Origin of the sequence: Celeribacter sp., assembly GCF_048259695.1 — a bacterium.
In the GTDB taxonomy this organism is placed as follows: Bacteria; Pseudomonadota; Alphaproteobacteria; order Rhodobacterales; family Rhodobacteraceae; genus Celeribacter.
On the sequence record NZ_JBLXHL010000007.1, the window covers coordinates 190,009 to 216,344 of the forward strand.

Annotated in this window: 17 protein-coding genes and 1 tRNA gene; 7 read left to right on the top strand and 11 right to left on the bottom strand. The window is 60.4% G+C overall.

The features are described from left to right. Positions 1–83: 83 nt before the first annotated feature. A tRNA-Met gene (locus tag ACN0Q0_RS13860) sits at positions 84–160 on the bottom strand. A 140-nt stretch (positions 161–300) separates the two neighbouring features. Here ACN0Q0_RS13860 and ACN0Q0_RS13865 point away from each other — a divergent pair. Beyond that, positions 301–3,876 carry a hydantoinase B/oxoprolinase family protein gene (locus tag ACN0Q0_RS13865; protein WP_417243996.1) on the top strand — a complete coding sequence of 1,192 codons (3,576 nt, stop codon included), beginning with the start codon at positions 301–303 and terminating at the stop codon, positions 3,874–3,876. Positions 3,877–3,950: 74 nt separating this feature from the next. On the opposite strand, the gene ACN0Q0_RS13870 is transcribed toward ACN0Q0_RS13865, so the two are convergent. The 4 genes from ACN0Q0_RS13870 to ACN0Q0_RS13885 form a co-directional block, all read right to left on the bottom strand. Then, positions 3,951–4,946, bottom strand: a complete 996-nt coding sequence (locus ACN0Q0_RS13870) for an aldose epimerase family protein (protein WP_417243997.1) — start codon at positions 4,944–4,946, stop codon at positions 3,951–3,953. Beyond that, on the bottom strand, positions 4,943–5,794 hold the full coding sequence (locus tag ACN0Q0_RS13875; protein WP_417243998.1) for an SMP-30/gluconolactonase/LRE family protein: 852 nt from the start codon (positions 5,792–5,794) through the stop codon (positions 4,943–4,945). The genes ACN0Q0_RS13870 and ACN0Q0_RS13875 overlap by 4 nt, the downstream gene beginning before the upstream one ends. A 100-nt stretch (positions 5,795–5,894) precedes the next feature. Then, positions 5,895–6,809, bottom strand: coding sequence for a 2-dehydro-3-deoxygalactonokinase (locus tag ACN0Q0_RS13880; RefSeq protein ID WP_417243999.1), 915 nt, complete (start codon positions 6,807–6,809; stop codon positions 5,895–5,897). A 102-nt stretch (positions 6,810–6,911) separates the two neighbouring features. Further along, entirely contained in the window at positions 6,912–7,112 is a 201-nt protein-coding gene (locus tag ACN0Q0_RS13885; RefSeq protein WP_417244000.1) for a heavy-metal-associated domain-containing protein, read from the bottom strand. A gap of 145 nt (positions 7,113–7,257) precedes the next feature. On the opposite strand from ACN0Q0_RS13885, the gene ACN0Q0_RS13890 reads away from it, so the two are divergent. The 6 genes from ACN0Q0_RS13890 to ACN0Q0_RS13915 all read left to right on the top strand — a co-directional run bounded on the left by ACN0Q0_RS13890 (position 7,258) and on the right by ACN0Q0_RS13915 (position 19,014). Then, entirely contained in the window at positions 7,258–9,693 is a 2,436-nt protein-coding gene (locus tag ACN0Q0_RS13890; RefSeq protein WP_417244001.1) for a heavy metal translocating P-type ATPase, read from the top strand. A gap of 244 nt (positions 9,694–9,937) precedes the next feature. Continuing rightward, positions 9,938–13,084 (top strand): Ig-like domain-containing protein, encoded by a 3,147-nt coding sequence (locus ACN0Q0_RS13895; protein ID WP_417244002.1) that lies wholly within the window; start codon positions 9,938–9,940, stop codon positions 13,082–13,084. Positions 13,085–13,140: 56 nt separating this feature from the next. Beyond that, on the top strand, positions 13,141–14,478 hold the full coding sequence (locus tag ACN0Q0_RS13900; RefSeq protein WP_417244003.1) for a TolC family protein: 1,338 nt from the start codon (positions 13,141–13,143) through the stop codon (positions 14,476–14,478). 476 nt (positions 14,479–14,954) lie between these two features. Beyond that, complete coding sequence (locus ACN0Q0_RS13905) at positions 14,955–17,219, top strand: ATP-binding cassette domain-containing protein (RefSeq protein ID WP_417244016.1); 2,265 nt, start codon at positions 14,955–14,957, stop codon at positions 17,217–17,219. Then, positions 17,219–18,388 (top strand): HlyD family type I secretion periplasmic adaptor subunit, encoded by a 1,170-nt coding sequence (locus ACN0Q0_RS13910; protein WP_417244004.1) that lies wholly within the window; start codon positions 17,219–17,221, stop codon positions 18,386–18,388. The genes ACN0Q0_RS13905 and ACN0Q0_RS13910 overlap by 1 nt, the downstream gene beginning before the upstream one ends. Positions 18,389–18,408: 20 nt before the next feature. Continuing rightward, positions 18,409–19,014 carry an NUDIX hydrolase gene (locus ACN0Q0_RS13915; RefSeq protein ID WP_417244005.1) on the top strand — a complete coding sequence of 202 codons (606 nt, stop codon included), beginning with the start codon at positions 18,409–18,411 and terminating at the stop codon, positions 19,012–19,014. Between the two features lie 6 nt (positions 19,015–19,020). Here the strand turns inward: ACN0Q0_RS13915 and ACN0Q0_RS13920 are convergent, their stop codons facing one another. From ACN0Q0_RS13920 to ACN0Q0_RS13945, 6 genes are all read right to left on the bottom strand, one after another. Beyond that, positions 19,021–21,120: an exonuclease domain-containing protein gene (locus ACN0Q0_RS13920; protein ID WP_417244006.1), complete on the bottom strand. Its 2,100-nt coding sequence runs from the start codon at positions 21,118–21,120 to the stop codon at positions 19,021–19,023. Next, on the bottom strand, positions 21,117–21,500 hold the full coding sequence (locus tag ACN0Q0_RS13925) for a response regulator transcription factor (RefSeq protein ID WP_417244007.1): 384 nt from the start codon (positions 21,498–21,500) through the stop codon (positions 21,117–21,119). The genes ACN0Q0_RS13920 and ACN0Q0_RS13925 overlap by 4 nt, the downstream gene beginning before the upstream one ends. A 32-nt stretch (positions 21,501–21,532) precedes the next feature. After that, positions 21,533–22,048 carry a hypothetical protein gene (locus tag ACN0Q0_RS13930; protein ID WP_417244008.1) on the bottom strand — a complete coding sequence of 172 codons (516 nt, stop codon included), beginning with the start codon at positions 22,046–22,048 and terminating at the stop codon, positions 21,533–21,535. Positions 22,049–22,064: 16 nt separating this feature from the next. Then, the gene (locus ACN0Q0_RS13935; RefSeq protein ID WP_417244009.1) at positions 22,065–23,882 is read right to left on the bottom strand and encodes a putative nucleotidyltransferase substrate binding domain-containing protein; all 1,818 of its coding nucleotides are present in this window, start codon (positions 23,880–23,882) and stop codon (positions 22,065–22,067) included. Positions 23,883–23,984: 102 nt separating this feature from the next. Further along, complete coding sequence (locus tag ACN0Q0_RS13940; protein ID WP_417244010.1) at positions 23,985–25,739, bottom strand: sodium:solute symporter family protein; 1,755 nt, start codon at positions 25,737–25,739, stop codon at positions 23,985–23,987. Positions 25,740–25,751: 12 nt separating this feature from the next. Continuing rightward, on the bottom strand, positions 25,752–26,009 hold the full coding sequence (locus ACN0Q0_RS13945; RefSeq protein WP_417244011.1) for a DUF4212 domain-containing protein: 258 nt from the start codon (positions 26,007–26,009) through the stop codon (positions 25,752–25,754). Between the last annotated feature and the right edge of the window lie 327 nt (positions 26,010–26,336).

Below are 26,336 nucleotides of genomic sequence, written 5' to 3' on the forward strand. Positions count from 1 at the left end.
CCGGCTTAAATTGCGTCGGTGTGGGGTGGGGGAGCGCACTTGTCGCCTTTCGCAAGGCGTTCGACCAAATCGTGAAAGTGCAATGGTAGCGGAGGAGGGACTTGAACCCCCGACACGCGGATTATGATTCCGCTGCTCTAACCAACTGAGCTACTCCGCCGAAGTGCCGCGTAGGTAGTCGGTCCCGCGCGGGGGGTCAAGAGGGAAATTGCCATATTGTTTCGCTTCCCGAGCGGCAGCGTGCTTGTTGCCGGACGAGGCTTGTCCTACTTTGCCTCAAATCAGGGTCAAGGGGTCATCATGACAGACAAAAAATGGGATTTCTGGATTGATCGAGGCGGCACCTTTACGGATGTTGTCGGGCGTGATCCGCGCGGGACATTGCATAGCCACAAGCTGTTGTCGAACAATCCCGAACGCTACCGTGACGCCGCAGAACAAGGTGTGCGTGATCTGTTGGGGTTGAGTGCGGACCAACCGATTCCAGAGGGCGCGATTGCCTCGGTCAAAATGGGGACCACCGTGGCCACCAACGCGTTATTGGAGCGCAAAGGCGAGCGGGTTCTGTTGCTGATCACCCAAGGTTTCGGGGATATCTTGCGCATCGGCTATCAGACGCGCCCCGATCTTTTTGCGCTCGATATCAAACGTCCGGATCTTTTGTATGAAACGGTTGCCGAGGTGCCTGAACGCCTTGCCGCTGATGGGTCGGTTGTGGTGCCTTTGGATGAGAGCGCGGTGCGTGGGGTGCTTCAACGTGCGTTTGAGGACGGAATACGTGCGGTGGCTGTGGCCTTTGTTCACGCCTATCTGGAGCCTGCCCACGAGATCCGCGTGGCGCAGATTGCGCGTGAGATCGGCTATACCCAAGTGTCGACCTCGCACGAGGTGTCGCGTCTGGCCAAGCTTGTTTCGCGCGGCGACACCACGGTGGTTGATGCCTACCTGTCACCGATTTTGCGCCGCTATGTCGAACAGGTGGCCGGGGCGCTATCGCTTGGCGTCTCGTGCGAGCGGTTGCTGTTTATGCAATCCAACGGTGGACTGACCGATGCGGCGTTGTTCCAAGGGCGCGATGCGATCCTGTCGGGACCCGCGGGCGGCATTGTCGGCATGGTGCGCACGGGTGAGGCCGCGGGATTTGGCCGCTTGATCGGGTTCGATATGGGCGGCACCTCCACGGATGTCAGCCACTATGCGGGGGCGTTCGAACGCAGTTTCGAGACCGAAGTCGCCGGCGTGCGGATGCGTGCGCCCATGATGGATATTCACACGGTGGCCGCAGGTGGCGGATCGATCTGTTCGTTCCGTGACGGGCGGCTGCAAGTCGGGCCGGAGAGCGCGGGTGCGGATCCCGGTCCCGCCGCCTATTGCCGTGGCGGGCCGGTTACGGTCACCGATTGCAACGTGTTTCTGGGCAAGCTGTCGCCTGATCATTTCCCACCTGTGTTTGGCCCCGATGGCAATGCGCCGCTTGATCTGGATGCGGCGCGTTGCGGCATCGTGGCACTCACCGAAGAGGTCAATGCCGCAACGGGTCAGAGCCTTGATCCCGTCGAGGTGGCCGAAGGGTTTCTGAAAATCGCGGTCGACAATATGGCCAACGCGATCAAGAAAATTTCGGTCGAACGCGGCCATGATGTGACGGATTATGCCCTGCAATGTTTTGGCGGTGCGGGCGGGCAACATGCCTGTCTGGTGGCCGATGCGCTCGGGATGCGCCGTGTGTTGATCCATCCGTTCGCCGGTGTTCTGTCGGCCTACGGCATGGGACTGGCCGAGGTACGTGCGCTGCGCGAACGACAGGTGGACAGCCCCGTTACCGACCTCGATGCGGCGCAAGCACTTGCGCAGGACCTCGCCGAGGATGCGCTGTCCGAGGTCGCCGCACAGGGCGTCAGTGCCACGCGCACCGAGGTCCGTGCGCACCTGCGGTATGACGGGTCTCACCAGACACTGGATGTGGCGTTTGGCGATGCCGCGTCGATGGCGGCGGATTTTCATGCGGCGCATCGGGCGCGGTTCGGTTTTGCCCGCGAGGGGCGCGCGCTGATTTTGGATATGGTGGCGGTCGAGGCCATTGGCGACACCGGCGAGGCCCCCGCGCCCGCCGCGATGGGACAGGGCGCGGCGCATCCTGTGGCGCATCTTGATGTGGCGGCTTCGGGGTGGGGGCGCGTGCCGCTTTACGCCCGCGACAGCCTGTCCCGCGAGACGGTAATCCGTGGTCCCGCGATCATCACCGAGCCGACCGGCACCAACGTGATCGAACCTGATTGGACCGCCACGCTCGACGCTTTGGGCAATCTCGTTTTGACCCGTGACACGGCGCCCGAACGGGCGCTTGCGGCGGGGACTGAGGCCGACCCTATTTTGCTCGAAGTCATGTCGAACCTGTTCATGTCGGTCGCTGATCAAATGGGTGCGACACTGGCCAACACGTCGTGGTCGGTGAACATCAAGGAACGGTTTGATTTTTCCTGTGCGATTTTTGATGCCCGCGGACATTTGGTTGCGAATGCGCCGCATGTGCCTGTTCATCTCGGGTCGATGTCCGACAGTATCCAGACAATCATCCGACTGAATGCCGACGCCGCTGATGGTGATGCGTTCGTGCTCAATTCGCCCTACCGTGGCGGGACGCACTTGCCTGATGTGACCGTGGTCACGCCGGTGTTTGTGGATGGGGTGCCGGCCTTTTGGCTCGGCGCGCGCGGGCATCATGCCGATATCGGCGGGCGCACCCCGGGATCGGCTCCGCCCGACAGTCGCACCATCGACGAAGAGGGCGTTTTGATCGACAACGAACGCCTTGTGGCGGCGGGTGAGTTCCAGGAGGGCCTGATGCGCGACCTCTTGTCGTCGGCGCGGTTCCCCGCACGTAATATCGACCAGAACATCGCGGACCTACAGGCGCAGGTGGCCGCAAACGAGACGGGCAAACGCGCCCTTTTGGATGTCGTGGCGCGCTACGGGGCGGATGTTGTGACGGCCTATATGGAACATGTGCAAGACAACGCCGAAGCCTCGGTCCGTGCCGTGATCGACCATCTGCAGGACGGTGATTTTACCTATCCGATGGATGAGGGCGCACAGATCAGGGTGGCGGTGCGGGTGGACCGCGCCGCGCGTCGTGCGGTGGTGGACTTCACGGGGACAAGTGCGCAGCAGAGCGGAAATTTCAACGCGCCTTTGTCGATCTCGCGGGCCGTGGTGCTGTATGTTTTCCGTACGCTTGTTGGCAAGAATATCCCGCTCAACGAGGGGTGTTTGGCGCCGTTGGACATCATTGTGCCAGAAGGATCGATGCTCAACCCCCGCGCCCCTGCGGCGGTGATTGCGGGCAATACCGAAGTTTCACAGGCGGCGTGCAATGCGCTGTTCGGGGCGCTCGGTGTGATTGCGGGCAGTCAGGGGACGATGAATAATTTCGTATGGGGAAATGCCACGTTCCAGAACTACGAGACGATTGCGGGCGGAACGGGGGCGGGGCCGGATTTTGACGGCTGCGACGCGGTGCAAAGCCATATGACCAACACGCGCATGACCGATCCCGAGATATTGGAAACGCGGTTCCCCGTGCGCCTTGAGGCGTTCAGCATTCGTCACGGGTCAGGCGGCAAAGGCAGGCACACGGGCGGGTGCGGCTCTGTGCGCCGGTTGCGTTTTTTGGAGCCTGTGACTGTCACCACATTGTCGTCCCACCGCGTCATTGCGCCCTTTGGTGTGGGTGGGGCCGAGGGGGGGGCTGTCGGGTTGAATTACGCCATCTTGCCTGATGGCACGCGGGTCGATCTTAAGGGTAACGACGAGATTGATTTGCCCGCGCAGGGTGTCTTTGTGATGGAGACGCCGGGCGGTGGCGGGTTTTCGTAAGCGCACCCGCGACATGGGACGCGACATGGAAAAGGGGCCGTGTGGCCCCTTTGGGTCGCTTGGTGTCATGGGGCTTACGCCTTGGAAAAGCTCCATACCGTCTCTTGGCGGTAGCTCTCGCCGGCTTTGAGCAGGCACGACGGGAACCCCGTTTGGTTGGGACCATCGGGCCAACGCTGTGGTTCCAACGCGGCACCGCTAAAGGCCCCGTAGGGTTTGCCGTTCAGGCCGACAAAGGGCGCAGACGAATTTCGTCCCGCGTCATAGACTTGCAGTCCCGGTTCGGTGGTGTCTATGCGCAAGGTCAGGCCGCTGGTTCCTGATAACGTGCAGGCGTGTTGTAGCGATGGAACGGGGGCATCCGACAGGCACAGGTTGTGATCGATGCGCGGTGTGTTCTCCCCCAAGGCGCGCCCCCTGCGAAAATCGAAACCGGTGTCCGCGACAGGCGCCACACCGGTTGGAATGAGGGCCGCATCGACGGGCGTGTAGCGATCGGCGGGGGCGGTCAGCGTGTGACCCGTGATGGTCGCGTGGCCGTCAAGCGACCAATAGGAATGGTTGGCGATATTGATATAGGTGTCTTTGTCTGTCTCGGCCTCAATGACCAGTCGCAGATGTGCAGGTGCATCGACCGAGAACCGCGCCCGCAAAGACCGGACCCCGGGAAAGCCGCCTTTGCCATCGGGCAGGGTGAGTGTGAGGGTTAGAGCGCTTTCGGTATGGCTCTCGATGTCCCAAATCTCGCGGTGCATCCCGTCAGGGCCGCCATGCAGACAGGTGGTGCCTTCGTTCGCGGTGAGGTTCAGGGTCGCGCCATTCAGGGGCACGCTTGCCCCCGCGATGCGGTTGGCTACGGGGCCGACCAGGGCGCCGTAGTACTGAAGCGGTCCGGCATCGTAGGCGGCAAGGTCGTCCGACCCCAATGTGAGCGGGTATGCGACACCTTTGAGGCGGACATCATTCACGATGGCGCCGAGGGTCAGGATGGTGACGCTCAACTCACCTGCGTGCAGGGAAGCCGCCTCGACCTTGCGGCCATCGGCGGTGGTGCCAAAGGGACGTCTCATAGGATCACCTGATGTTCTTTTTGGCCCATGGCCACGTTGTCGATTGCAAAGACACAGCCGTGTGCGTCGCTCTTGGCGAGATCGTCGTCGGGGAGGTTTTGCTGTGCGGATGTCACGAACATGGTGGTGCCATCCACGCCACCGAATGCGGGGCAGGACGATTGCAAGCCGCCCACATCCACATAGCGCAACACCTCGCCTGCGGGGGAGTAGCAACACACGCGGTATGCGCCCCACTGTGCGTTCCACAGGTTGCCGTCCGCATCGACGACGGAACCGTCGGGATGGTTCGCGCTTGCGATAAAGACCTCGGGTTTGCCGTGGGGCCACCCGTCATCGTTGAGGGCAACGCGCATGATCTGATCGGTGGCCGTGTCACAAAAGTAGGCCGTTTTGCCATCGGGGGCGAAGCTGATGGAGTTGGTAATGGTGATGTCGCCAAACAGCTTGCGCAATGTTCCGCGATAATACCGGTAGATCGCGCCGGCGTTTGCCTCGGCGTGTTTGCCCATGGTGCCGATCCAGAACCCGCCTTGCGGATCGGCGCGGCCATCGTTGGACCGTGTGTCGGGGTTGTCGGCCTCAAGGGCGCAAACGAACGAGGTCTCCCCCGTCTCGATGTCAAAGGTCGATAGCGCGGTTTCGGACGCCATCAACAGGGTGTCCTCGTCGACCCAACCTGCCGCAGAGACATGTTCGTCGAATTGCCATGTCACTGTCTCGTCATCGACTCGGGTGTGCAGGCGCATTCCCATGATGTCGAACCAGAAAAGTTGGTTGCGCAACGGGTGCCACAACGGGCCTTCGCCCAATTCGCATTTTGTATCGTCGTAAACGTAATAGCTCATTTTCCAGCCTCATCTTGTGTGGCCGCCAAAGCGCGGGCGCGGGATGCGACCTCATCGCTGGCGATCCGTTTGGCAAAATCATTTGGCCCCATGTCGCACCTCATGGAACGCTCCGTGGGTCGGTCCCGAATTGGGTGTGGGCGGCACATAGTCCCGCCAATGTCATGGCGGTGGCATCGGTGCGAATAGCGTCGAGGCCTTGGGCTTTCAACGCGCGCGCGTAGAGTTCTGCGAGGTTGGTGTCGCCTATCAGGGCAAGAGGTTGGCCAAGCCAATAAGGTTTGGATGCGGCGATCTCGGCGCCGATCAATAGGCCAGACAGGCGGGCTTTGGCGGTCTCGCACGGCATTGCGTTGAGCAAGCCTTCTGCGCGGAGTGAAAACAGTTTGGCGGCGAGTTTTTCGGGGCGCGACAGGACTTCGTCTACCGCCGTGTCAAATGCCGCCGCATCCCATCCCTCCGAGATGACGAAGTGGCGTAGGACGGTGTGACCCGACAGGGCGGCAAAGAGTTCGCCCGTCATCACGGTCTGGAATGATACGATTTCGCGCGCACTCATATGAACCCATTTGGTGTGCGACCCCGGAAGGGTAATGACACCATCGAAATCGGGGTGAAGGGATTGAAACCCCGCGATCTGGGTCTCTTCGCCGCGCATGACATCGGCAGGCGACATTTGGCACACACCCGGCACGACATGCACCTCAAGGCGCGGATCGGTGGTGGGCGCACGGGTCAGTTTCGTGGCGGTGGGCGCACAGGGCGCGCGGATATATTCGGCCTCTACCCATCCTTGGCGTGCGCCGATCATGCCGCAGGCAACCACACGGGTTTGCCCCGCAGCAAGCCAGTCTGTGATCAGGTCGAGCAAGGCGGCCTCGAAATCGTCGGGCAAAAGCGACCCCATGCCTTTGTCTGACCGGGCTTTGGCCAGAACTGTGCCGTTCGGCCCCATGGCCCAGGCGCGAAGTGAGGTGACACCCCAGTCGACGGCGATCCAGTCTGCTTTGATCATCACAGTCCCCAATTTTCAAAAGTCATACTATTGACGCAACCTTTATCGCGTGCGCGGGGGCGCTTGCAACGGATGAAATGCGAACAGGGGGTGCGTGCCCGATCATGAACGCAGCTGGGCGGGATAGCCGGCGTCATTGAGCGCCTTGAGGATTGCGGCGTCACCGGCGGTGGAGCGCACATCGATTTCGCGGGTTTGCATGTTGGCCTCGATTTCAACACCGTCATCGACGGCCTCGAGGGCTTCGGTGATGGCGGCGCTGCAATGGCCGCAAGTCATATCGGGAACGGAAAAGAGAGACATAGCAAAGGCCTTTCATGGCTGGTGTGTGTGGTTTCAGATTAACGCATGGACGGGCGGTTGCGTTCACTTTTGTGCGCAGCGCCTTGACGGTTTGTCCCATTGTTACCTAGGTGGAGGTGAAACTGCCAGAGGCGAGGTTTATGAAATGACGACGATCCGTTTGAGTGTGGCGAACATGACCTGTGCGTCCTGTGTGGGACGCGTTGAACGTGCGCTCGGGGCGTCTGAGGGGGTGCATTCGGCCAGTGTCAACCTCGCCACGGAAACCGCAGAGGTGACGTTTGATGCGCCTGCCGATCTGGCGAGCTTGAGTGCTACGCTTGCCAAAGCGGGCTATCCCGCACGGGTTGAAACATTCGTATTTGATGTCGAGGGCATGTCGTGTGCCTCTTGTGTCGGGCGGGTCGAACGGGCGTTGGCGGCGACCACGGGGGTTGTCTCGGCCTCGGTTAATCTGGCGGCTGAAACCGCGAGTGCGACGGTTGTGGCGGGTGTCACGGATGCCGACGCGCTGCGCCGCGTGATGGATGGCGTCGGGTATCCGGCCAAAGCACGGGAGCAAGATGCGCCACAAGTCGACCGCAAAGCCGAGGATGCGCGCGGGTATCGGGGGCGCTTGATCCTTGCCGCTGTCCTGACCTTGCCTGTGTTTGTGGTGGAGATGGGCGGCCACTTGGTCCCCGCGTTCCATCATTGGTTCATGGGCGTTATGGCGCCGCAAGTGTGGCGGCTTGTCCAGTTCATCCTGACCCTTGCCGTTCTTGTCGGGCCTGCGCGCGGGTTTTTCGTCAAGGGCATTCCGGCGCTATTGCGCGGGGCGCCCGAAATGAATTCCCTCGTCGCGATGGGGGCGGGATCGGCCTTTGCCTATTCTTGCGTGACGACATTCGCTCCGTGGCTGTTGCCGTCATCGGCACGGAATGTCTACTTCGAGGCCGCCGCGGTGATTTGTACGCTGATCCTGTTGGGGCGGTATCTGGAGGCGCGGGCCAAGGGGCGCACAGGTGAGGCGATCCGTAAGCTCGCCGGAATGAAAGTCAAAACCGCGCGTGTCGAGCGCAGCGGCGAGGTGGTCGATGTGGCGATTGGCGAGGTAGCCGTTGGTGATGTCTTGCATCTGCGTCCGGGTGAAAAGATCGCGGTCGATGGTGTTGTGGTGAGCGGTGAAAGCCACGTAGACGAGGCGATGATTTCGGGTGAGCCCCTGCCCGTGGCAAAGGCCGGGGGCGCGGGCCTGATCGCGGGGACGGTGAATGGCGAGGGCGCGATGCGCTACCGTGCGCAAAAGGTCGGCGGTGACACCATGTTGGCGCAGATCATCCGCATGGTCGAGGATGCGCAGGGCGCCAAGTTACCGATCCAGACGCTCGTTGATAAGGTGACGATGTATTTCGTGCCTGCCGTGATGGGCCTGGCCGGTTTGACGGTTCTGGTCTGGCTGATATTCGGTCCTGATCCGGCGTTGCAATATGCGCTTGTGGCGGGTGTGTCGGTTTTGATTATTGCCTGTCCCTGTGCGATGGGGTTGGCCACGCCGACGTCGATTATGGTGGGCACAGGCCGCGCCGCGCAGTTGGGCGTGCTGTTTCGCAAAGGCGATGCCCTTCAGGCGTTGCAAAGCGTCAAGGTCGTGGCCTTTGACAAAACGGGGACGTTGACCGAGGGCAAGCCCGTGGTGACGGATGTGGCGCCGTTGAGCGGCGATGAGGCGACGGTTCTTGCGTGTGTCGCGGCGGTCGAGGCGCAGTCCGAACACCCTATCGCCAGAGCGATCGAGCGCCTTGCGCAGGAGCGTGGATTGGCGTTGCCCGAGGTGGCGCAATCACGGGCGGTTGCGGGTCAGGGTGTGCGGGCTCGGGTCGGCGCGCAATCGGTGTTGGTTGGCAATCTGCGGCTGATGGAGCGTGAAGGTGTTGCGGTGGCGGCCTTTTCCGGGCCGCTTGAGGCCTTGGCCGATCAGGGGCGCACGCCTGTTCTGGTGGCGATTGATGGCGTGCCGGCAATGGTCCTTGGCGTTTCCGATCCCGTGCGCGAGACCTCCCGCGCAGCGGTTGATATGTTGCACGCTCGTGGGCTGTCGGTGGTGATGGTGTCGGGTGACACGACCCGTGCGGCACAGGCGATTGCGGCCGAGTTGGGGATCGAACGGGTCGAGGCCGAGGTGCTGCCCAAGGGCAAGGCCAAGATTGTTGCGGCGCTTCGGGCCGAATTTGGCGAGATCGCGTTTGTCGGGGACGGGATCAACGATGCGCCTGCACTGGCCTCCGCGGATGTCGGGATTGCCGTTGGCACCGGTACGGATGTGGCCATCGAGGCGGCGGATGTGGTGTTGATGGGGGCCGATCCGCGCGGGGTCATCACGGCCTTGGATTTGAGCGCTAAAACCATGCGCAATATCCGTCAGAACCTGTTTTGGGCCTTTGCCTATAACGTTGCTCTCATTCCCGTGGCTGCGGGGGTTCTTTTCCCGCTGTGGGGTCTTTTGTTGTCCCCGATGTTGGGCGCGGGGGCGATGGCAATGTCGTCGGTTTTCGTGATTGGCAATGCCCTCAGATTGAGCCGTGTGGGTGACGTTAAGTAAGGGGATCGCGTTATTTCCCGCTCCTGTGGGCCAATTTCAAGATGTCGTGCGGTCCTCTACATCTTGAATATATCCAGACGCTGCTGTCGTTATCTGGTGGTAAAATGGCGTTTTTTGTCAGCCGGTATGAGAAAAATCTAGCAAGTGATTCGACTATACGTTAGTATCGAGAGTTGAGCGTAATGATAGCTGTGGCCAAATTCGGGATACACGGCACATACTTGAGCAAAAGTGAATATGTACAATGGTAGGTTTACAATTTACCGTCCGCAACACTGCGGGCGAAATCGACACAGGCAGTCTTTCTCTCGCGGGTGATGTCGAAGTTATCCGTATGGCGGGGATCGAAGATATTTCCTTGAATACAACGCAGGCCGCGATTTCCGGTTATGCGCGCGACGGCGGGGATTTGGTCCTCACGTTGGTCGGTGGCAAGGAAATCCGCCTTGAGGGGTATTTCGTTGGCGGCGAGAAGGAGCTTCTCCTCTCCGAGCGCGGATTTATTTCCGAAGTCGAGTTTGCGGATACATCCGAGGGCGTACTTGTTGCGAGCTATGGCGATGTCGATCTGTCCGGCAAGTGGAGCGAATACGACCAGATGGTCTTTCTCGACCTTGAGCGGATCGAGCCGGTTGTTGCCCCGATCGCGGGCGCATTGGGTCTGGGGCCGCTTTTGGGTCTTGGTGGCGGTGCTGCGGCGGCTTTGGCAGCGGGGACGATCATTGATGGCAATGGCGGCGGGGGCGGCGTTGCCGATACAACCGCGCCCGACGTCACGATTACGGATGGCACCGAGGGCACCGGAACAATCGTCAATGGCGACGATTACGATAGTGGCAGCTTCACCATTTCGGGTGATGGCGAGCCGGGCGCGACGGTTGATGTGACGGTCAATGACACCACCGAGACAACTACGGTGGGTGAGGACGGCTCCTGGTCGGTTGATTTCGACAGTGATACGATCGACGAGGGCGAATACTCCACGGATGTCACTGTGACGGCCACCGACGAGGCGGGCAATTCGACCACCGTAACCGATACGCTTTTGGTGGATACCGAGGCCGAGAACCTGACGTTTGATACGGTTGCGGGCGACAATGTGATCAATATCGACGAGGCAACAGGCGATGTGACTGTTTCGGGGACATCCGAGGCGGGCGCGACGGTTGTCGTCACGATGGAGGGTCAAGAGGTCACCACAACGGTCGGTCAGGATGGAACGTGGAGCGCTGTGTTCGACGGATCGCAATTTACGGTCGGCACCTACGATAGCACGATTTCCGCGACGGTGACGGATGCGGCGGGCAATGCCGCGAGTTATGCGCACAACGTTCACATCGACCTCGAAAGTAGCCTGACCGTGAATGCGGGATCCGCAGGCGGGGATGGCACGGTAAACCTTAACGAGATGCAATCCGGTGTTGCCTTGTCCGGTACGGGCGAGGCGGGGTCCACTGTGGTGGTCACGGTCGCGGGCGTGTCGCGCACGACGACGGTCGGTGGCGATGGGTCGTGGACCGTCAACTATGCCAACGGCACGCTGCCCCAAGGCACCTATGACGCCAATGTGACGGCGGTGTCCACCGATGCGGCGGGCAACGTCTCGACCACATCCGGCATGTTCCATATTGATACCGAGATGGGGGTCGCAATCGATCCGAACCATTCGGGTGGCGACAGCATCGTGAACCTGAACGAAAGCGGTCAGCCGTTGACGTTCTCCGGCACGGCCGAAGCGGGTTCGACTGTTGTGGTGACGCTACAAGGTGTCGAAATGACGACGACCGCCGGCGCGAACGGCGTGTGGAATGTGACGCTTCCTGCAGGGACTTTGCCCTCGGGTGAATACAATACGACATTGACGGCTGTGGCTACGGATGCGGCGGGCAACTCCGCGACCTCTGCGACCTCCGTGCGCGTTGATACGATCGCGGGCAACGTGTCCCTGTCGTCAAGCCCGGTTGAGGGTGACGATGTTATCAACTTCGAAGAGGCTTCTGACGGTGTCTGGATCACAGGTACCGCGACGCCGGGTCTGAATGTTGTCGTGACTTTGGGGGATGCGTCCCACACGGTCCGGGCCTCGTCGAGCGGTTCGTTCGCGGTGAAATTTGCCGCAAGCGAAGTGATCGCAGGCGAATACATGACCGAAGCGACAGCGACGATCACCGATGATGCGGGCAACACCAAAACGGTGACGCGCGCCATTGAGGTCGACACATACGTTACCAATTTCAATAACCTGTCCGATTTCGGCGGCTCTGACGGTGTCGTCAACAAGGTCGAAGCCGACGCGGGCGTCGAGTTGAACGGTCAGGTGGAGCCCTATTCCACGGTGGTCATCACGGTGGGCGGATCCGAGTTCACTGTGGCCGCTAATGGTGCGGGGGCATGGTCCTACACGCTGCCTGCGGGCACTATTCCGTCGGGCGAAGGGTCAATGCCAATTCAGGTGATCGCAACCGATCCTGCGGGCAACGTGGCGACCCTGTCCGACACGCTGACCTATGACACGCTCGTTACCGAGCTTGGCATGAACAGCACTGTTGGTGGTGCTGACGGCGTGTTTAACGGCGCGGAATTGGATGGCGGTCTTGTCCTGTCGGGCGAGGTCGAGGCCGGTTCGGTTGTGTTTGTTACCGTTGATGGCGTGCGCCAACAGGCGAGTGTTGATGGCAATGGCAACTGGACGGTGTCCTACGGGGATGGCGTTATTGCCGGCGGTGAACGCTTTGCGGATGTGACCATCGAGGCGCGGGACGCGGCGGGCAACACATTGACTGAAAGCTCGACGATCGAAATCGACACGATTGGCACCGAGCCCGTTGTCGAGGCGGTTATGCGCGACACGACGGGCATCCGTTCGGTGTCCATCGAGACGACCGACGATGATGTCACGGCCTTTGCCGTCAGCGAGGCGGGGCAGGTGACCGAAGTGTCGTCCACCAACCTTGACGTTGGCGAAGAGACGATGATGGTTTTTGGCAACAAGGTCCCGAACGGATCGCAAATCGTGCTGTCCTCCGAGGACACGGCGGGCAACCAGTCCGACACATTGTTCGTGCTCGACACCACAAACGAGCGTCCTGATGGCGCGATGTTTGATGTGGACCTCGATAACGTGGGTCTTGACGGGTTCGAACTTGGCGCGATTGACCTCCAGTTCGTGAACGGTGGTCAGGTCACGCTCAACGCGGCTGATCTGGATCGTCTTGCCGGTGTGGACCGTGCGATTACCATTCACGGTGGCGAAGACGACCGTGTGGTGCTCGAAGGTGCGACAAACACGGGTCAATCGACCGAGATCGACGGAGCAACCTATGATGTCTACACGATGGGCACCGAAGGCCAGATCCTTGTCGACCACGATATCGAAGTGGTGCTGCCGTAACGGACACGCAAGTGTCCTTACGGATCCAGTTCGCGCGGGTGTTGAGTGAGGGTTTTATGCGCAAGGGTCTTTCAATTTGTATCGTGATCGGGGCCACGACAGCCCTGTCAGGATGCATGGACGCCCCCGTGATGTCCAAGCTGTCCGAGGTCAGGCCGGTGGCCTTTATGCGCGACCAAATGGCGGCGACGCCCGCCGTTGATGCGGGGGCGTCGCAACTTGCCGCCGCCAATACGGATACGGGATCGGACATCATTTCGGGGCTGATTGCGCGGCGCAGTGTGTTGGATGCGGGATCGCCCTACGACCAACTGGCGTCCACCTTGCTCGAAACGTCGTCCGGTGTGGCACAAGCAGAACTGCGGGCGGCCAAAATGCGGTCGGTCTCGCGTGATAAAAACTGGTTGCCCACAATCGGCCCCTCCATTTCGCTGACCTCGCTCGGGGAGTTTGCGGCGGGTCTGTTGATCAATCAGGTCCTTTACGACAACGGCAAGAAAAAAGCCGAACGCGAATTTGCCGCCGCCGATGTCGAAGTGGCCGCAGTGGCCTTGGCCCAGGACGAAAACGACCGCGTGCATTCGGGGTTGGAATTGTTGGTGGTGGCCGCCGAGGCGCGTGAAAAATCGGTTATGGCGACAAGCGGCCTTGGCCGGATGCGCGAATTTAACCGTGTTGTGAGCGAACGTGTGCGTGGCGGGCTGTCCAGTCTTGCCGACGAGCGTGTGGTTCATTCCAAAATCTCCGAGATGGAACATGAAGCCGCGACCCACCGCGAGGCCCGCGACAGTGCCATAGACGAATTGGGCGCGATGATGTCGGGGCATTCGGTCCCCGAGTTGACCGAACCACGCGGAATAAAGCTCTCTTCCTCATCGCTCGAAAGTCTTGATGTGGTGCGCGCACGGGCCGAGGCCAAACGGGCCGCCGCCGAAGCGCGGGTCGAGCGTGCCTCGCTTTTGCCTGCCTTGTCTGCCACGGGCGTGTTGGGCAACAACGGCTCGGCCTCTCTCGACTATGAGGGTAGCGGATTGGGGCTTGGCACCCGCGCCGAAATGGACGCGAGCAAAGCCCGCGAAGAGGCGTCTCTTGCCCTCGTCGGGCGGGCGCAAGAAACGGCTGCACGTCAACGGTCGCGCCTTGAAAGCAGCTTGGAGGCCTTGCAGCGCAAGGAACGCGACGCCGCCGATCTGGTGCAACAATCGCGCTCCAACTACCGTTTGTTCCAGGACCAGTTTGAAGCGGGGAAAAAGACTGTCATGGATGTTCTGAACGTCTATGAGCAAATGATCCGTGACGAGTTGAAACATATCGATGTGAAATACGACATTGTTCAAACACAGCTGGAAGCAGCCCGTTTGGCCGGTACATTGGCAAACGGAGTAGAGATTTGAGCACAGGACGTAAATTGGCATTCAAGATCACGTCAGCGCGTCCTATCGCGCCCAAGGATGTGTCGAACAAAGCCAAGGCGCCCGAGAGCAAAATCGGACCGATGACGGTCCATTTGGGCGGCCGGTCGCAACCGGCGCCGGTGGTCGCACCGCCGAACGCCGATGTGGTCGATCCTCACCAAGACAAGAAACGCGCCGCTGCCAAGGCTGTGCGGGCAATGGCCGCCAAATCTGCGAAAGACGCCAAGGACCGCGAAGAGCGCCTTGCGCGGGAGTTGGTCGAGGAGCGCCGAGCGCGGGAAGAGGCCAAGGCCAAACGGTTTGCCCGTGCGCGGTCCGCTTCGGATGTCTCGGAACCTGTGAAAAAAGATGCCGAGACCGTAAAGGCCGAAGCAAAAGCCCGCATGGCCGAGCGTCTCAAGAGCGAGCGCCTTGTGGCGCAGACGGCGGCGATGGCAAAGGCCGCGCCCGTTGTTATGGCCACGGTCGAGCCACAGCGCGCCCAACCGCAAGAGCCACAGCCCGTCTCGCCACAATCCGCACCACAGGCAATTGCACCACACACCGCAGCCGTCCCGAGCGACGTACGTCCACCTGCGCCCGAAGCAACAGCACCCGAAGCAACAGCGCCATCGAGCGTGTCGAAGCAAACCGTGCAACGCGCCGAGCTTGTCACCCTGTTGGCGTCGCGGTTTGGTGTTCTGGCCACGGTGTCCGATGTGCTCGATAGTTTCGGGGCGCAGTCGGGCGATATCGCGCCCGCCACAATGGCACAGGCCCTCAAACAGACGGGCCTGGACGCCGAGGTCGCGACCCTCACGGCACTTAAACCCCGCGTATGGCCTGCGTTGGCCTATATGACGTCCGGTCATATCGTATTGGTTCTGGGCCAAGAGGACGGCGTGTTGAAAATTCACGACCGCTCTGCGCCCGACCACACGGCAGAGGTTTTGCAAGCCGAATTTGCGCCCTATTTTTCCGGTACGATCGTGCGGGCGGGCAAGACGCTTGAGGCGCTGTCGCGCTCGTATGTGCCGAACCTTGAGAGCGCGCATTGGTTTTGGGGGCAGTTCAAAGGGTACAAGCGTCAAATCGGCGAGATTGCGCTCGGGTCGCTTGTGGCCAATATGTTGGCTGTCGCTGTCGCGCTGTTTTCCTTGCAGGTCTATGATCGCGTGATCCCGCACCAAAGTCAGGCCACGTTGTGGGTTCTGGCGCTTGGCGCCGGTGTCGCCATTGCGCTTGAGGCTGTTCTCAAACTCGCCCGTTCGCGCCTCATGGACGGGTCGGGGCGCCAGATCGAGACCAAGGTGCAATCGCTGTTGATGGACCGGATTTTGGGAATGCGTTCGGATGCGCGGCCCAATACGCCCTCGGGACTGTTTTCGGCCATGCGCGAATTCGGCTCGGTGCGCGAGTTCTTTACCTCCACCACCATCGGCACGGTGGCGGATATTCCGTTCATCTTTTTGTTCTTTGCACTTGTCGCCTCCATCGCCGGCCCCGTGGTGTTCTTGCTCATCGCGGGCGCCATTCTCATGGTTGTCCCGGGGTATTTTTTCCAAAAGCGGATGATGCAACTGACCAAAGAGACCCAAGGGGCCTCGGCGCAGGCCTCGCGGTTGTTGCATGAGGCGGTGTTTGAACTGGACACGATCAAATCGCAGCGTGGCGAAGACCGGATCAAACGGATTTGGGATGAGTTGAACCTGTTGTCCTCGGTGAAATCGTCGGAACAGCGCAAACTCGCGGGGCTTTTGACATTCTGGGCGCAGGCCGTACAGCAATTGACCTATGTCGGGGCTGTGGTGGCGGGCACTTACCTTGTCTTTGCGGGGGAATTTACCGTCGGGACAATTATTGCCACGGGTATTTTGACGTCACGTACCCTTGCGCCACTGGCGCAATTGTCGGGAACTCTGGCGCGGTGGAGCAACGTGAAAACGGCGCTCAACGGGTTGGATGTGATTGCCGATTCCGCCCAAGACAACGACCCGACGCGCAGCTATTTGCGTCGCGAAACCATTACGGGTGAATTTGCGCTGCGCGAAGTGCAATTCCGCTATGACGCCGATGGTGCGCCGAGCCTCGATATTCCCGGTCTTGATCTCAAGGCGGGTCAAAAGATTGCTGTGCTCGGGGCCAACGGCTCGGGCAAGTCGACCTTTTTGAAACTGCTTGCGGGGCTTTATGCTCCAAGCCAGGGACGTGTGATGCTCGACGGGGCAGAGATGAACCAGATCGATCCGCGCGATGTGCGTCGCAACGTCGGCTATCTGGGTCAGGATGTGCGCCTGTTCGCGGGGACGTTGCGTGACAACCTGTCGCTTGGCGGGCTGCATCATGGCGATGACCACCTCTATTGCGCCCTTGATTTCGCAGGTCTCGGTGCGTTCGTACGCAGTCACCACCGCGGGCTCGATCTTGATATTCGTGACGGTGGCGAGGGGCTTTCCGTCGGACAACGCCAGTCGATCGGATGGGCGCGGTTGTGGCTTCAAAATCCGTCTGTGTGCTTGCTTGACGAACCGACCGCCGCCCTAGATCAGGCACTTGAGGCGAAGCTGATCAAACGGGTCGCGGGGTGGCTGGAGAACCGCACAGCAGTGATTGCCACGCACCGTATGCCGATTGTGGACCTGACCGACCGTGTGATGGTGTTCAAGGATGGCCGCATGGTTGTGGATGGCCCGCGCGATCAGGTCACCGCCCACCTTGCCAAAGTGCAAGGAAAAGCCTGATGGTCACGCTCGACAATGTGCTTGAAAGAGATCTCGACAAACCCGGTTGGGTGATCCGGATCGCGGCCTTGGTGGTTGTGGTCTTTATCCTGTGGGCGTCGATTGCCACGGTCGACGAAATTGTGCGCTCTGACGGTGAAATGATTTCCTCCTCGCGCTCGCAGATCGTTCAAAACCTTGAGGGCGGTATCCTGTCGGAGATGCTCGTCGAGGAGGGCGATACGGTCGAAAAGGGTCAGGTTCTGGCCCGTTTGCAAGGCACAGAATTCCGCACCTCCACCGATGACCTCCAAGAGCAACTTGACGCGCTGAGTGTGCGCCAGTTGCGTCTTGAGGCCGAACTCAAAGGCGAGGATGCGTTTGATGTTCCCGAGGATCTGGCCGCACGTGCCGAGCGTGTATTGGCCTCGGAGCGGGCGCTTTTGACCGCGCGGACGGCGGATTATCTGGCCCGGAAAGACGGCGCCATGGCCGTGTTGAAACAGGCGGAGGCCGAGCGGTCCCTGATGGAGGATATGCTCACCAAAAACGTTGTCGCCCTGATCGAAGTGACCCGCGCACGCAAAGCCCATTCGGACGCACAGGCAAAATACAACGAAACCGTGAGCCAGACCGAGTTGAAACGGGCCGAGGAGTATTCGGAAACGCTGCGCGAAATTGCCTCGGTTCGACAGGCGCTTACACTTGCGCAGGACCAATTGGGCCGTACCGTGATTACATCGCCCATGCGCGGGATTATCAACGAGTTGACCGTGACCACCATTGGCGGCGTCATCCGCCCGGGAGAGGAGTTGGTTCAGATCATTCCTGTGGACGAGGAGTTGTTCATCGAGGCCCGCGTGCGCCCCGAAGACATCGCCCATGTCGAGCCGGGGCAGGCGGCCACAATCAAACTGTCCGCCTATGATTACACCATCTACGGCGCACTCAAAGGCGAGGTGAAAGTTGTCTCTGCCGATACGTTCAAGGACGAGCGCGACCCCAATGCCGAGCCCTATTACCGTGTGACCGCGACGGTCGATTTGGGGGGGCTTACGGATCGTCAAAAGAACATCGAGATCCGCCCCGGTATGCGCGCACAGGTCGAATTGCACACAGGCTCAAAGACCTTTTTGCAGTACCTTTTGAAACCGCTCTACAAATCGCGTGAGGCCTTTCGCGAACCGTAAAGGGGCGATAGGCTGATACGATGACAGATACCCCGATCAGAGATGCCGCGACGGTTATTGTCCTACGTAAAGGGGGCGATGACGGGCCGCGCGTTTTGTTGGGGCAGCGCGGTCATGGTGCGGTGTTCATGCCCGGAAAATTCGTCTTTCCCGGGGGGGCGGTGGATGCGGCTGATTTCAATGCGCCTTTGTGCGGATCACTTTCGCCGCTGTGCCAGACGCGATTGGCGTCAGAGGCCGATCCCGCGTTGGTCCATGCCCTTCCCGTGGCGGCCTTGCGCGAGTTGCGTGAGGAAACGGGATTGGTGGTCGAGGATGTGACAGGGTTGTCGTTTGTGTTTCGTGCCATCACGCCGCCCAAACACTCACGCCGCTTTGATGCGCGGTTTTTCCTTGCGGATGCCGCCGCGATTGCGGGGGACATTGATGATTTTAGCCGGGCCGAAGATGAGCTGTCACACCTGCAATGGGTGACGCTGCAGGCGGCGCGCCGCTTTGATCTCCCGTTTGTCACACGGGTTGTTCTGGGCGAAGTCGAAGCCGCATTGCACGCGCCGCAGCCGCCCGATCATGTGCCGTTTTATGATCATCGTGGCCCTATCGGATCGGTGCGCGCCATTCGGTGACGGGCCTTAGAGGTGGTCGTTGGCGTCTTGTAACAGGCGTTTGTGTTTGCGCATTTCGGTCAGCATGTGGCCGAAAGTAGAGATCCCTTTTTGGTGCGCCATTCCGACCATTTTGATGAACACATCCGCTGTCGCAATCGTGTCGCCCATTGCGGTGTGGCGTGCCTCGGGCGGGATAACCACGCCGAGACGCTCACAGATCGCGTCGAGCGTGTGTTCCTGACTTTGGCCGAAAACCACCGCCGAGAGCAACACCGTGTCGAGCACAGGATTGGTGAATTTCGCCCCGATGCCGGTTTCGTGGCGGCGCAGGAATTCGAGATCAAAGGGCGCGTTATGGGCGACCAGAACAGCGTCCCGCGCAAAGGAATGCAATTGGTGTCCGACGACATTGATCGGGGGCGCATCTTTCACCATCGCATTGGTGATGTGATGGACGGCGGTGGAGGATGCGGGGATGTCCCGACCGGGATTGACGAGGCAGTCGAAGTGTTCGCCCTGCACGATCTTGTTGTTGACCACGCGCAGCGCTGCAATCTGGCAAATCTCGTCGCCCTGCGAGGGCAATAGCCCTGTGGTTTCGGTGTCGAACACGACATAGGTCAGGTCGGTGAGGGGGGCGTCAACGAGGTCTTTGGGCGGGGCTTTGGCCAAGAGGTCGAAATCATAGGCCACGGTGCGGCGGCCCTCTCCCGCTTGGCGGCGCGGACGGCGGGCCTTGCGGAGCGGCAGTTTGAGAACGGCCCGCGAGCCGCGCCCCTCTTCGGGCCAGATTTCGGTGCCATGCATATCAAGGATCGCGCGACCAGTCATATGGGCCAACCCCACGTCGATGTCGCGCCGCATCCACTCATCCAGACGATCCACGGACAAGGGTCCGCCCGACCACCCGAGCGCAATCATCGCGCCGGTCTCCTCGGGCGTGATGAGCAGCGACAGTGCCTTTGCCCCGTCGCGCGTGAGATGTTGGGCCACATGATCAATCAAGGAGATGATTTGAACGGCATCAATCGTCAGGTCGATCGGGTCAGGTACATCCGCGGAAAGTGCGATGCCATCGTCCTCGAACCGGGCGGCGAGGGCATCGCATAGGTCCGCGCCGCGCACGAGACCCATCGGCCACCAATCGCTTTTGGCGGCCTCATATGCGGTGTCGATCTCGCTGAATTCGGTGATGAGTGCGGTCATCTCCGATATCATCGCCGCGTCCAGACGGGCATCGCGGCGCAGGGTTTCATCGCAGGCACGGGCGTCGAGTGTGGTTTGCAAGGTCGCCACCGATGGGCGCAACCGGTTGATCAACCGCCGCAATAGCGCCTCGCGTGCAACATGCACGGCCAGATCGTCGGTCACATCATCAAGGGTCAGAACATAGGGCGGGGTGGGTTCGCCTGAACTTGGCGCATGCATCAGGCGCAGACGTGCCGCGAGGGTGCGACCGCCTTGTGTGGTGGCAACGGTCAAGGCAATCACATGGCCGTCACCGCCTTCGCCCGCGCACAGGCGGCGATAAGCGGAGCGGATCGGAGCTTCGCGCAGGAAGTCGAAAATCGAATGATCCAATCCCGGTGCGTGATCCGCGCCGAGCAATTCTGCGGCGGCACCATTGTAAAAGGCGAGTTTGTGTGTGCCGGACAAAAGTGCGACGCCGAACGGCATTTCCGCCGAGAGGGCCGCCAGTTTTTCCTTTTCCTCGACCAGACGTGTGGTTTCCTGAGCCACGGATTCTGCCAGTTGATTGCGCGTTGTGCTCAGGTTCTTGGTTACGGCCCGTGCGGCGGGGGCCAGATCGCCCAGATATCGGGCGGTGGCCTCGTCCAGCTCGTCGTCTACATCCGCATGGGCGCGTGCGAGCATTCCGCCCGAAAGCCGCTGGATCGGTTTGGCGATGTTTTCATCGAACATCAGCCAGATCCATACGGTCACACCAAGGATCGCAAAGCCGGACACAGCGCCCGCGAATATGAACCCGTCGAGGGCCGCGGGGATGCCAAGGCGGTGAAAGCCGAAATACAGCCCTGCCGAAACCGCGCCAATGCCCGCAGCGGACAAAAACGCAAAGAACAAAAAGACGCGCAGACGCAGGGACCAGTGTTCAATTCTCATGGTTGTGTCCCTTGTGACAGGCGGGTCACGGCTGTGATCAAATCCTGAACCGCGAATGGTTTGGCGAGAAAGGCATCCGCACCCAGTGCCATCGCCTTGCGGCGCTCGGCGGGGGCGGTGCGGGCCGACATCATCAGGACAGGCGTTTGGCCCAACTCGGGATCGCGGCGCAATTGTTGGCAGATTTCATAGCCCGACATTTCGGGCAGGGTCACGTCGAGAATGACAAGGTCGGGGGTGATGGCGCGCAGGTTGGGCAAGGCTTGAGACCCGATGGCCGTGCGGGTGACGCGGTAGCCTTCGCGTTCGAGCAATAATCCGACCGCTATGGCGATGTTGTCTTCGTCCTCAACGAGCAGGATATGGCGTGGGTCGTGCATCGTTGTTTCCCCTCCCTCATATGTGGTGCGCCCTATTCGAGCGCGGTGCAGGCCTGTGCCAAAATCGGATCTCCCTCCTCCAGAGTGATCCAGTTGGCTCCTGCGAGATCGGCCTCGAGGTTGCCCGAGAAGCCTTTGAAAATATCGGCGCGGCGTCCCAGTTTGCAATCGAATGCCACGGGGACGATGGCGCCCTCTTGCCACCGCGACATCAAGTATAGGTTGGTGGCCACGGTGGTGTCTTTGATCTGGACCTTGCCCATATCCACCGCGATGAACCGTGTGGTGACAGGCACGAGAAAGGTCCATGGCCGCCAGATTTGCTTGCGCTCGATCGAGGCGGCAACAACCGTGTCGGGGCCAAGTGCCACTGCGGTGCGGTCAAGCCACGAATACTCGCTCCAGACCGCAAAGCCGAGCATGGCCAGACCGGCGGCGGCGGGGGTGATCCATCGTGGCAAGGCATTGCGGGTGAGTTTCTGGATCAGCATCACGAGGCCCGCGATGCCCCCACCGAGGGCGATAACAGCAATGAATTCGAGAAGCATGGGGTGGGCCCTTTTGTTAGCTGCGCGCCGATGAGGAACCGAGCGAGGATTGCATAGTGCGCACGATCACGAAGGCATCGCGCAGGTGGGAGCGCTCAAAGGCGGGAATGGCCGAGGGGCTCAGGTAGTTGTCGGGCGCTGTGCCTGTGCGGACCTGTTCGGCCTGGTGTTCCAGACGGGCGGTTGCGATGGTGTCATAGGCGGCCAAAAGGTCGGCCCCGCCGGATTGCGAAATGACGCCTGCTTCAATTGCGGCGTCGATGCGCGCACGGGTGTTGACCGCCGCACTGCCGCTTTGGAGCGCATAGACGCGGCCCAGATCGACGAGGGGGACGACCCCGTTGTGTTTCATATCGAGGTGGCCGCGTTGCTCGCCCGATTTAATGGTCGCGAACCCGCGCAGCATACCAAGGGGCGGCGTGTGTTTGAGCGAATTGGAAATCATATAGGCCACAAAGATCGAGTTCTTTTTGGCCGCGGCCAGAGCGGTCTCTTGCAGTGGTTTGAATAGCGTCTTGTCGCCCGCAATCGGGCGCAGGTCGAACATCACGGAGGCGAGCATTTGCGCCTCGCCATCGGGTTTGTTGATCCATGCGTCGAAATAGCCCTCCCATACCGAAAGCCGTTGGCACCACCGGTCCGCCATCGCCATCATGTCGCCGGGGCAATAGACGTAGCCACAGGCGTTCAACCCGTCACAGACGTATTTGGCCATGGCGTTGAAATAGGCCATATCGGCCTCGGTGGCGGCGTTGTCGATGATGAGGCAGTTGTCCTGATCGGAGACGCCTGTTTGTTCTTGGCGGCCTTGGCTGCCGCAGGCGGCCCACAGGTAGGGAACGGGGGCGTCACCAAAGGTGCTTTCGTACATCTTAAGCAGACGGCGGGTGACGATATCTGTCACATCGGTGATTTTTCGGGTCACAACGTCATGGGGCAGGTGCGCCCCCACCAGTTGCATCAAGAATGTAGGAAGGCGGGCGGTGACTTCGGCCATCTCCGCAATGGTTGCGGCTTTGGTCAGTTCGAAAATCATCTGCGTTTGCGACGAGCCGAAAAAGCCCGTGATGTCGGTTTGGGTGACCATACCTACGAGGCGACCGGCCTCGGCAATCGGCAGGTGGCCGATTTTTGCCTCGAGCATGGTTTGGATCACATCGGTCCCAAGTGCGGAGGGCTCCAGAGTGATGGGGTCGGGCGTCATAATCACGCGGACGGGCAGGGTGGTGTCCATGCCTTCGGCCAACACCTTGTTCGTCATGTCGCGCACGGTCACCAGACCCTTGAGGGTCGCACCTTCGGTGACGGCAAGGCACGATACACGGCGGTCGCGCATCAGACGCGCACAGTCGAGAATGGCCATGTCGACAGGACAGGTCACAGGGTCTTTGGCCATGAGGTCCGAGACGTGTTGCGTCATCAGGCCTGCGGCAGCCTGCGGGCGGGCCTGACCGCGATTGAAATAGCGGGCAAAGGCGGGATTGCGGGCCACCTCGGCCTTGAAGGCCTGCGGTGCGAGCACCAGAAGTGTGGCGTCCGAGACGGCGGTTGCGGTGGTCGCGGCCATACCGTCGCGCAACAATCCGCGCTCACCGAAATGGTTGGATTTTTGCAAAAGCGAGACCTGCCCGCCGTTTACATCGGTGATTTCGACAGAGCCGTCTTTCACCAGATAGAGCCCCTCGAGCAGATCGCCGTGGACATAGATCGTCTCGCCCTCTTTGACCTGTTTGCGGGCAAAGGAGTGCGCCAGTTCCTCCAACTCGGCGCGTGGCAGCACGTCATAGGGGTGGGCGGTTTCGAGAAAGGTAAGGATCTTGGTTGAGGCGGTCATCGTGGGGATCCGTCGGCTGAATTGAAAAGGGCGCGAAAGCTGTGTAGCCTCCGCGCCCGCAGTATGGAGAGGGGCCGGCCCGAGGGCTAGCCCAAACCCGTTTTAGTGGTCCACTGCGGAGCCTGCGCCACGCGGAACGCGGATGCTCTCGACCAGTTCGGCGATCTCGTCAGGAACATCATCGGTTGCGTTCGAAACGGTGAAGGCAACGATGAAGTTGACGGCCGCGCCGATTGCGCCAAAGGACGTCGATTTGATCGACAAGAGCAGCGGATTGCTGTCGTCAAAGGATGCTGTTCCCGGAATGAAGAACCACCCCTTGTGCAGGAAGATGTAGACGAGCGTCACACCCAGACCTGCGAGCATACCCGCAACCGCGCCTTTGTTGTTCACGCGCTTGGAGAAGATCCCCATCATCAAGGCAGGGAAGATCGAGGATGCAGCCAGACCGAAGGCAAGCGCCACGGTTTGAGCGGCAAAGCCCGGAGGATTCATGCCAAGGTAGGTCGCAACCAGGATTGCCACAGCCATGGAGATACGAGCGGACAACAGTTCGCCTTTTTCCGAAATCCCCGGGTTGATCTGCGACTTGATAAGGTCGTGCGACACAGCCGACGAGATCGCCATCAACAGACCCGCCGCGGTTGAAAGTGCCGCCGCAAGGCCACCCGCAGCCACCAGTGCGATCACCCAACCGGGAAGGTTGGCAATCTCGGGGTTGGCAAGCGTGATGATGTCACGGTTCACGTTCAGCTCGTTGTCAGCGCCACCATTATACTGGATGAGGCCGTCACCGTTTTTGTCCTCGAACCCGAGAAGACCTGTTTTCTCCCAGTTCTTCAGCCAGTTGATGTCGTTGCCACGTGCATCCACGCCCGCTTCGATTTCATCCACGGACAATGCCGCACTGGTTGTGCCATTCGGGTAGAAGGTGTCGATCAGGTTCACACGCGCCATTGCGCCCACAGCGGGAGCCGTGAGGTAAAGGAGCGCGATAAAGACCAGGGCCCAACCCGCAGACGACCGTGCAGCGGCCACGGTCGGAACCGTAAAGAAGCGCACGATGACGTGGGGCAGACCGGCGGTCCCGATCATGAGGGACACGGTGAACAAGAACATGTTCAGGGTCGTATCCGACTGTTTGGTGTACTCGGCAAACCCGAGATCCGCGAGCATCCCGTTGAGTGTTTCAAGCAGCGGCACACCCGTTGACTTGGCATCTGCAAAGAGACCGAGTGGAGGAAGCGGGTTGCCGGTGAGTTTGAGCGAGATAAAGATCGCAGGGATGGTGTAGGCCGTAATCAACACAACATACTGGGCCACCTGCGTGTAGGTGATGCCCTTCATGCCGCCGATCACCGCGTAGAAGAACACGATGGCCGCCCCGATCAACAGACCTGTTGTGTTGTCCACTTCGAGGAAGCGCGAGAACGCAACGCCAACGCCTGTCATCTGGCCGATCACATAGGTAAGCGACGCTACGATGAGACAGATAACAGCCACGGTGCGGGCCGTTTGGCTATAGAAACGGTCGCCGATGAACTCGGGCACCGTGAACTTGCCGAACTTGCGCAGGTAAGGCGCGATGAGCATGGCGAGAAGCACGTAGCCACCCGTCCACCCCATCAGGTAGGCAGAGGTGTTGTAGCCGCCAAAGGAGATGATACCGGCCATCGAAATAAACGAGGCTGCGGACATCCAGTCGGCGCCGGTTGCCATGCCGTTGACGATGGGGTTAACCCCACGGCCAGCCGCATAGAATTCAGATGTGGACCCCGCACGGGCCCAGATCGCGATACCGATGTAGAGCGCAAAAGTCGCGCCCACAACGATGAGGTTGAGGGTAAACTGATCCATTCTCCGGGTTCCTTATTCGTCGACGCCGTGTTCTTTGTCGAGTTTGTTCATTTTGATCGCGTAGGTGAAGATCAACACGAGGAACACGATAATCGAGCCCTGTTGTGCGAACCAAAAGCCCAGATCCGTCCCGCCGATTTTGATGCCCGAAAGCATTGGACGGAACAGGATACCTGCACCGAATGAACACAGGAACCAGATCACGAGGCTAACGCCGATGATCCGTTTGTTCGCTGCCCAGTAAGCATTATTTTGTGAGTTGTCCGCCATTTGCGGCTCCTCCCTTTTGTCCCCGATCACGGTGCGGATCAAAGGCCGCTTGCCGTAATCATTTAACTGCAACACCGCGTTATGCGTGTGCCGCCTCCCTTCCCAGTCGACCCGCAATCGCGGGTCGGGGATCGTACCGCCACCTCATGTTGTGGTAGCGGTACTCAACTTATACCACATTCACGCTGAGGTTGCGTAAAGAGAATTCGCAATCAATTCGTCGACGACGGATGGGTCGGCGAGGGTTGAAGTGTCTCCGAGGGCGCCGGTGTCGTTTTCGGCGATTTTGCGCAGGATGCGGCGCATGATTTTGCCGGAGCGGGTTTT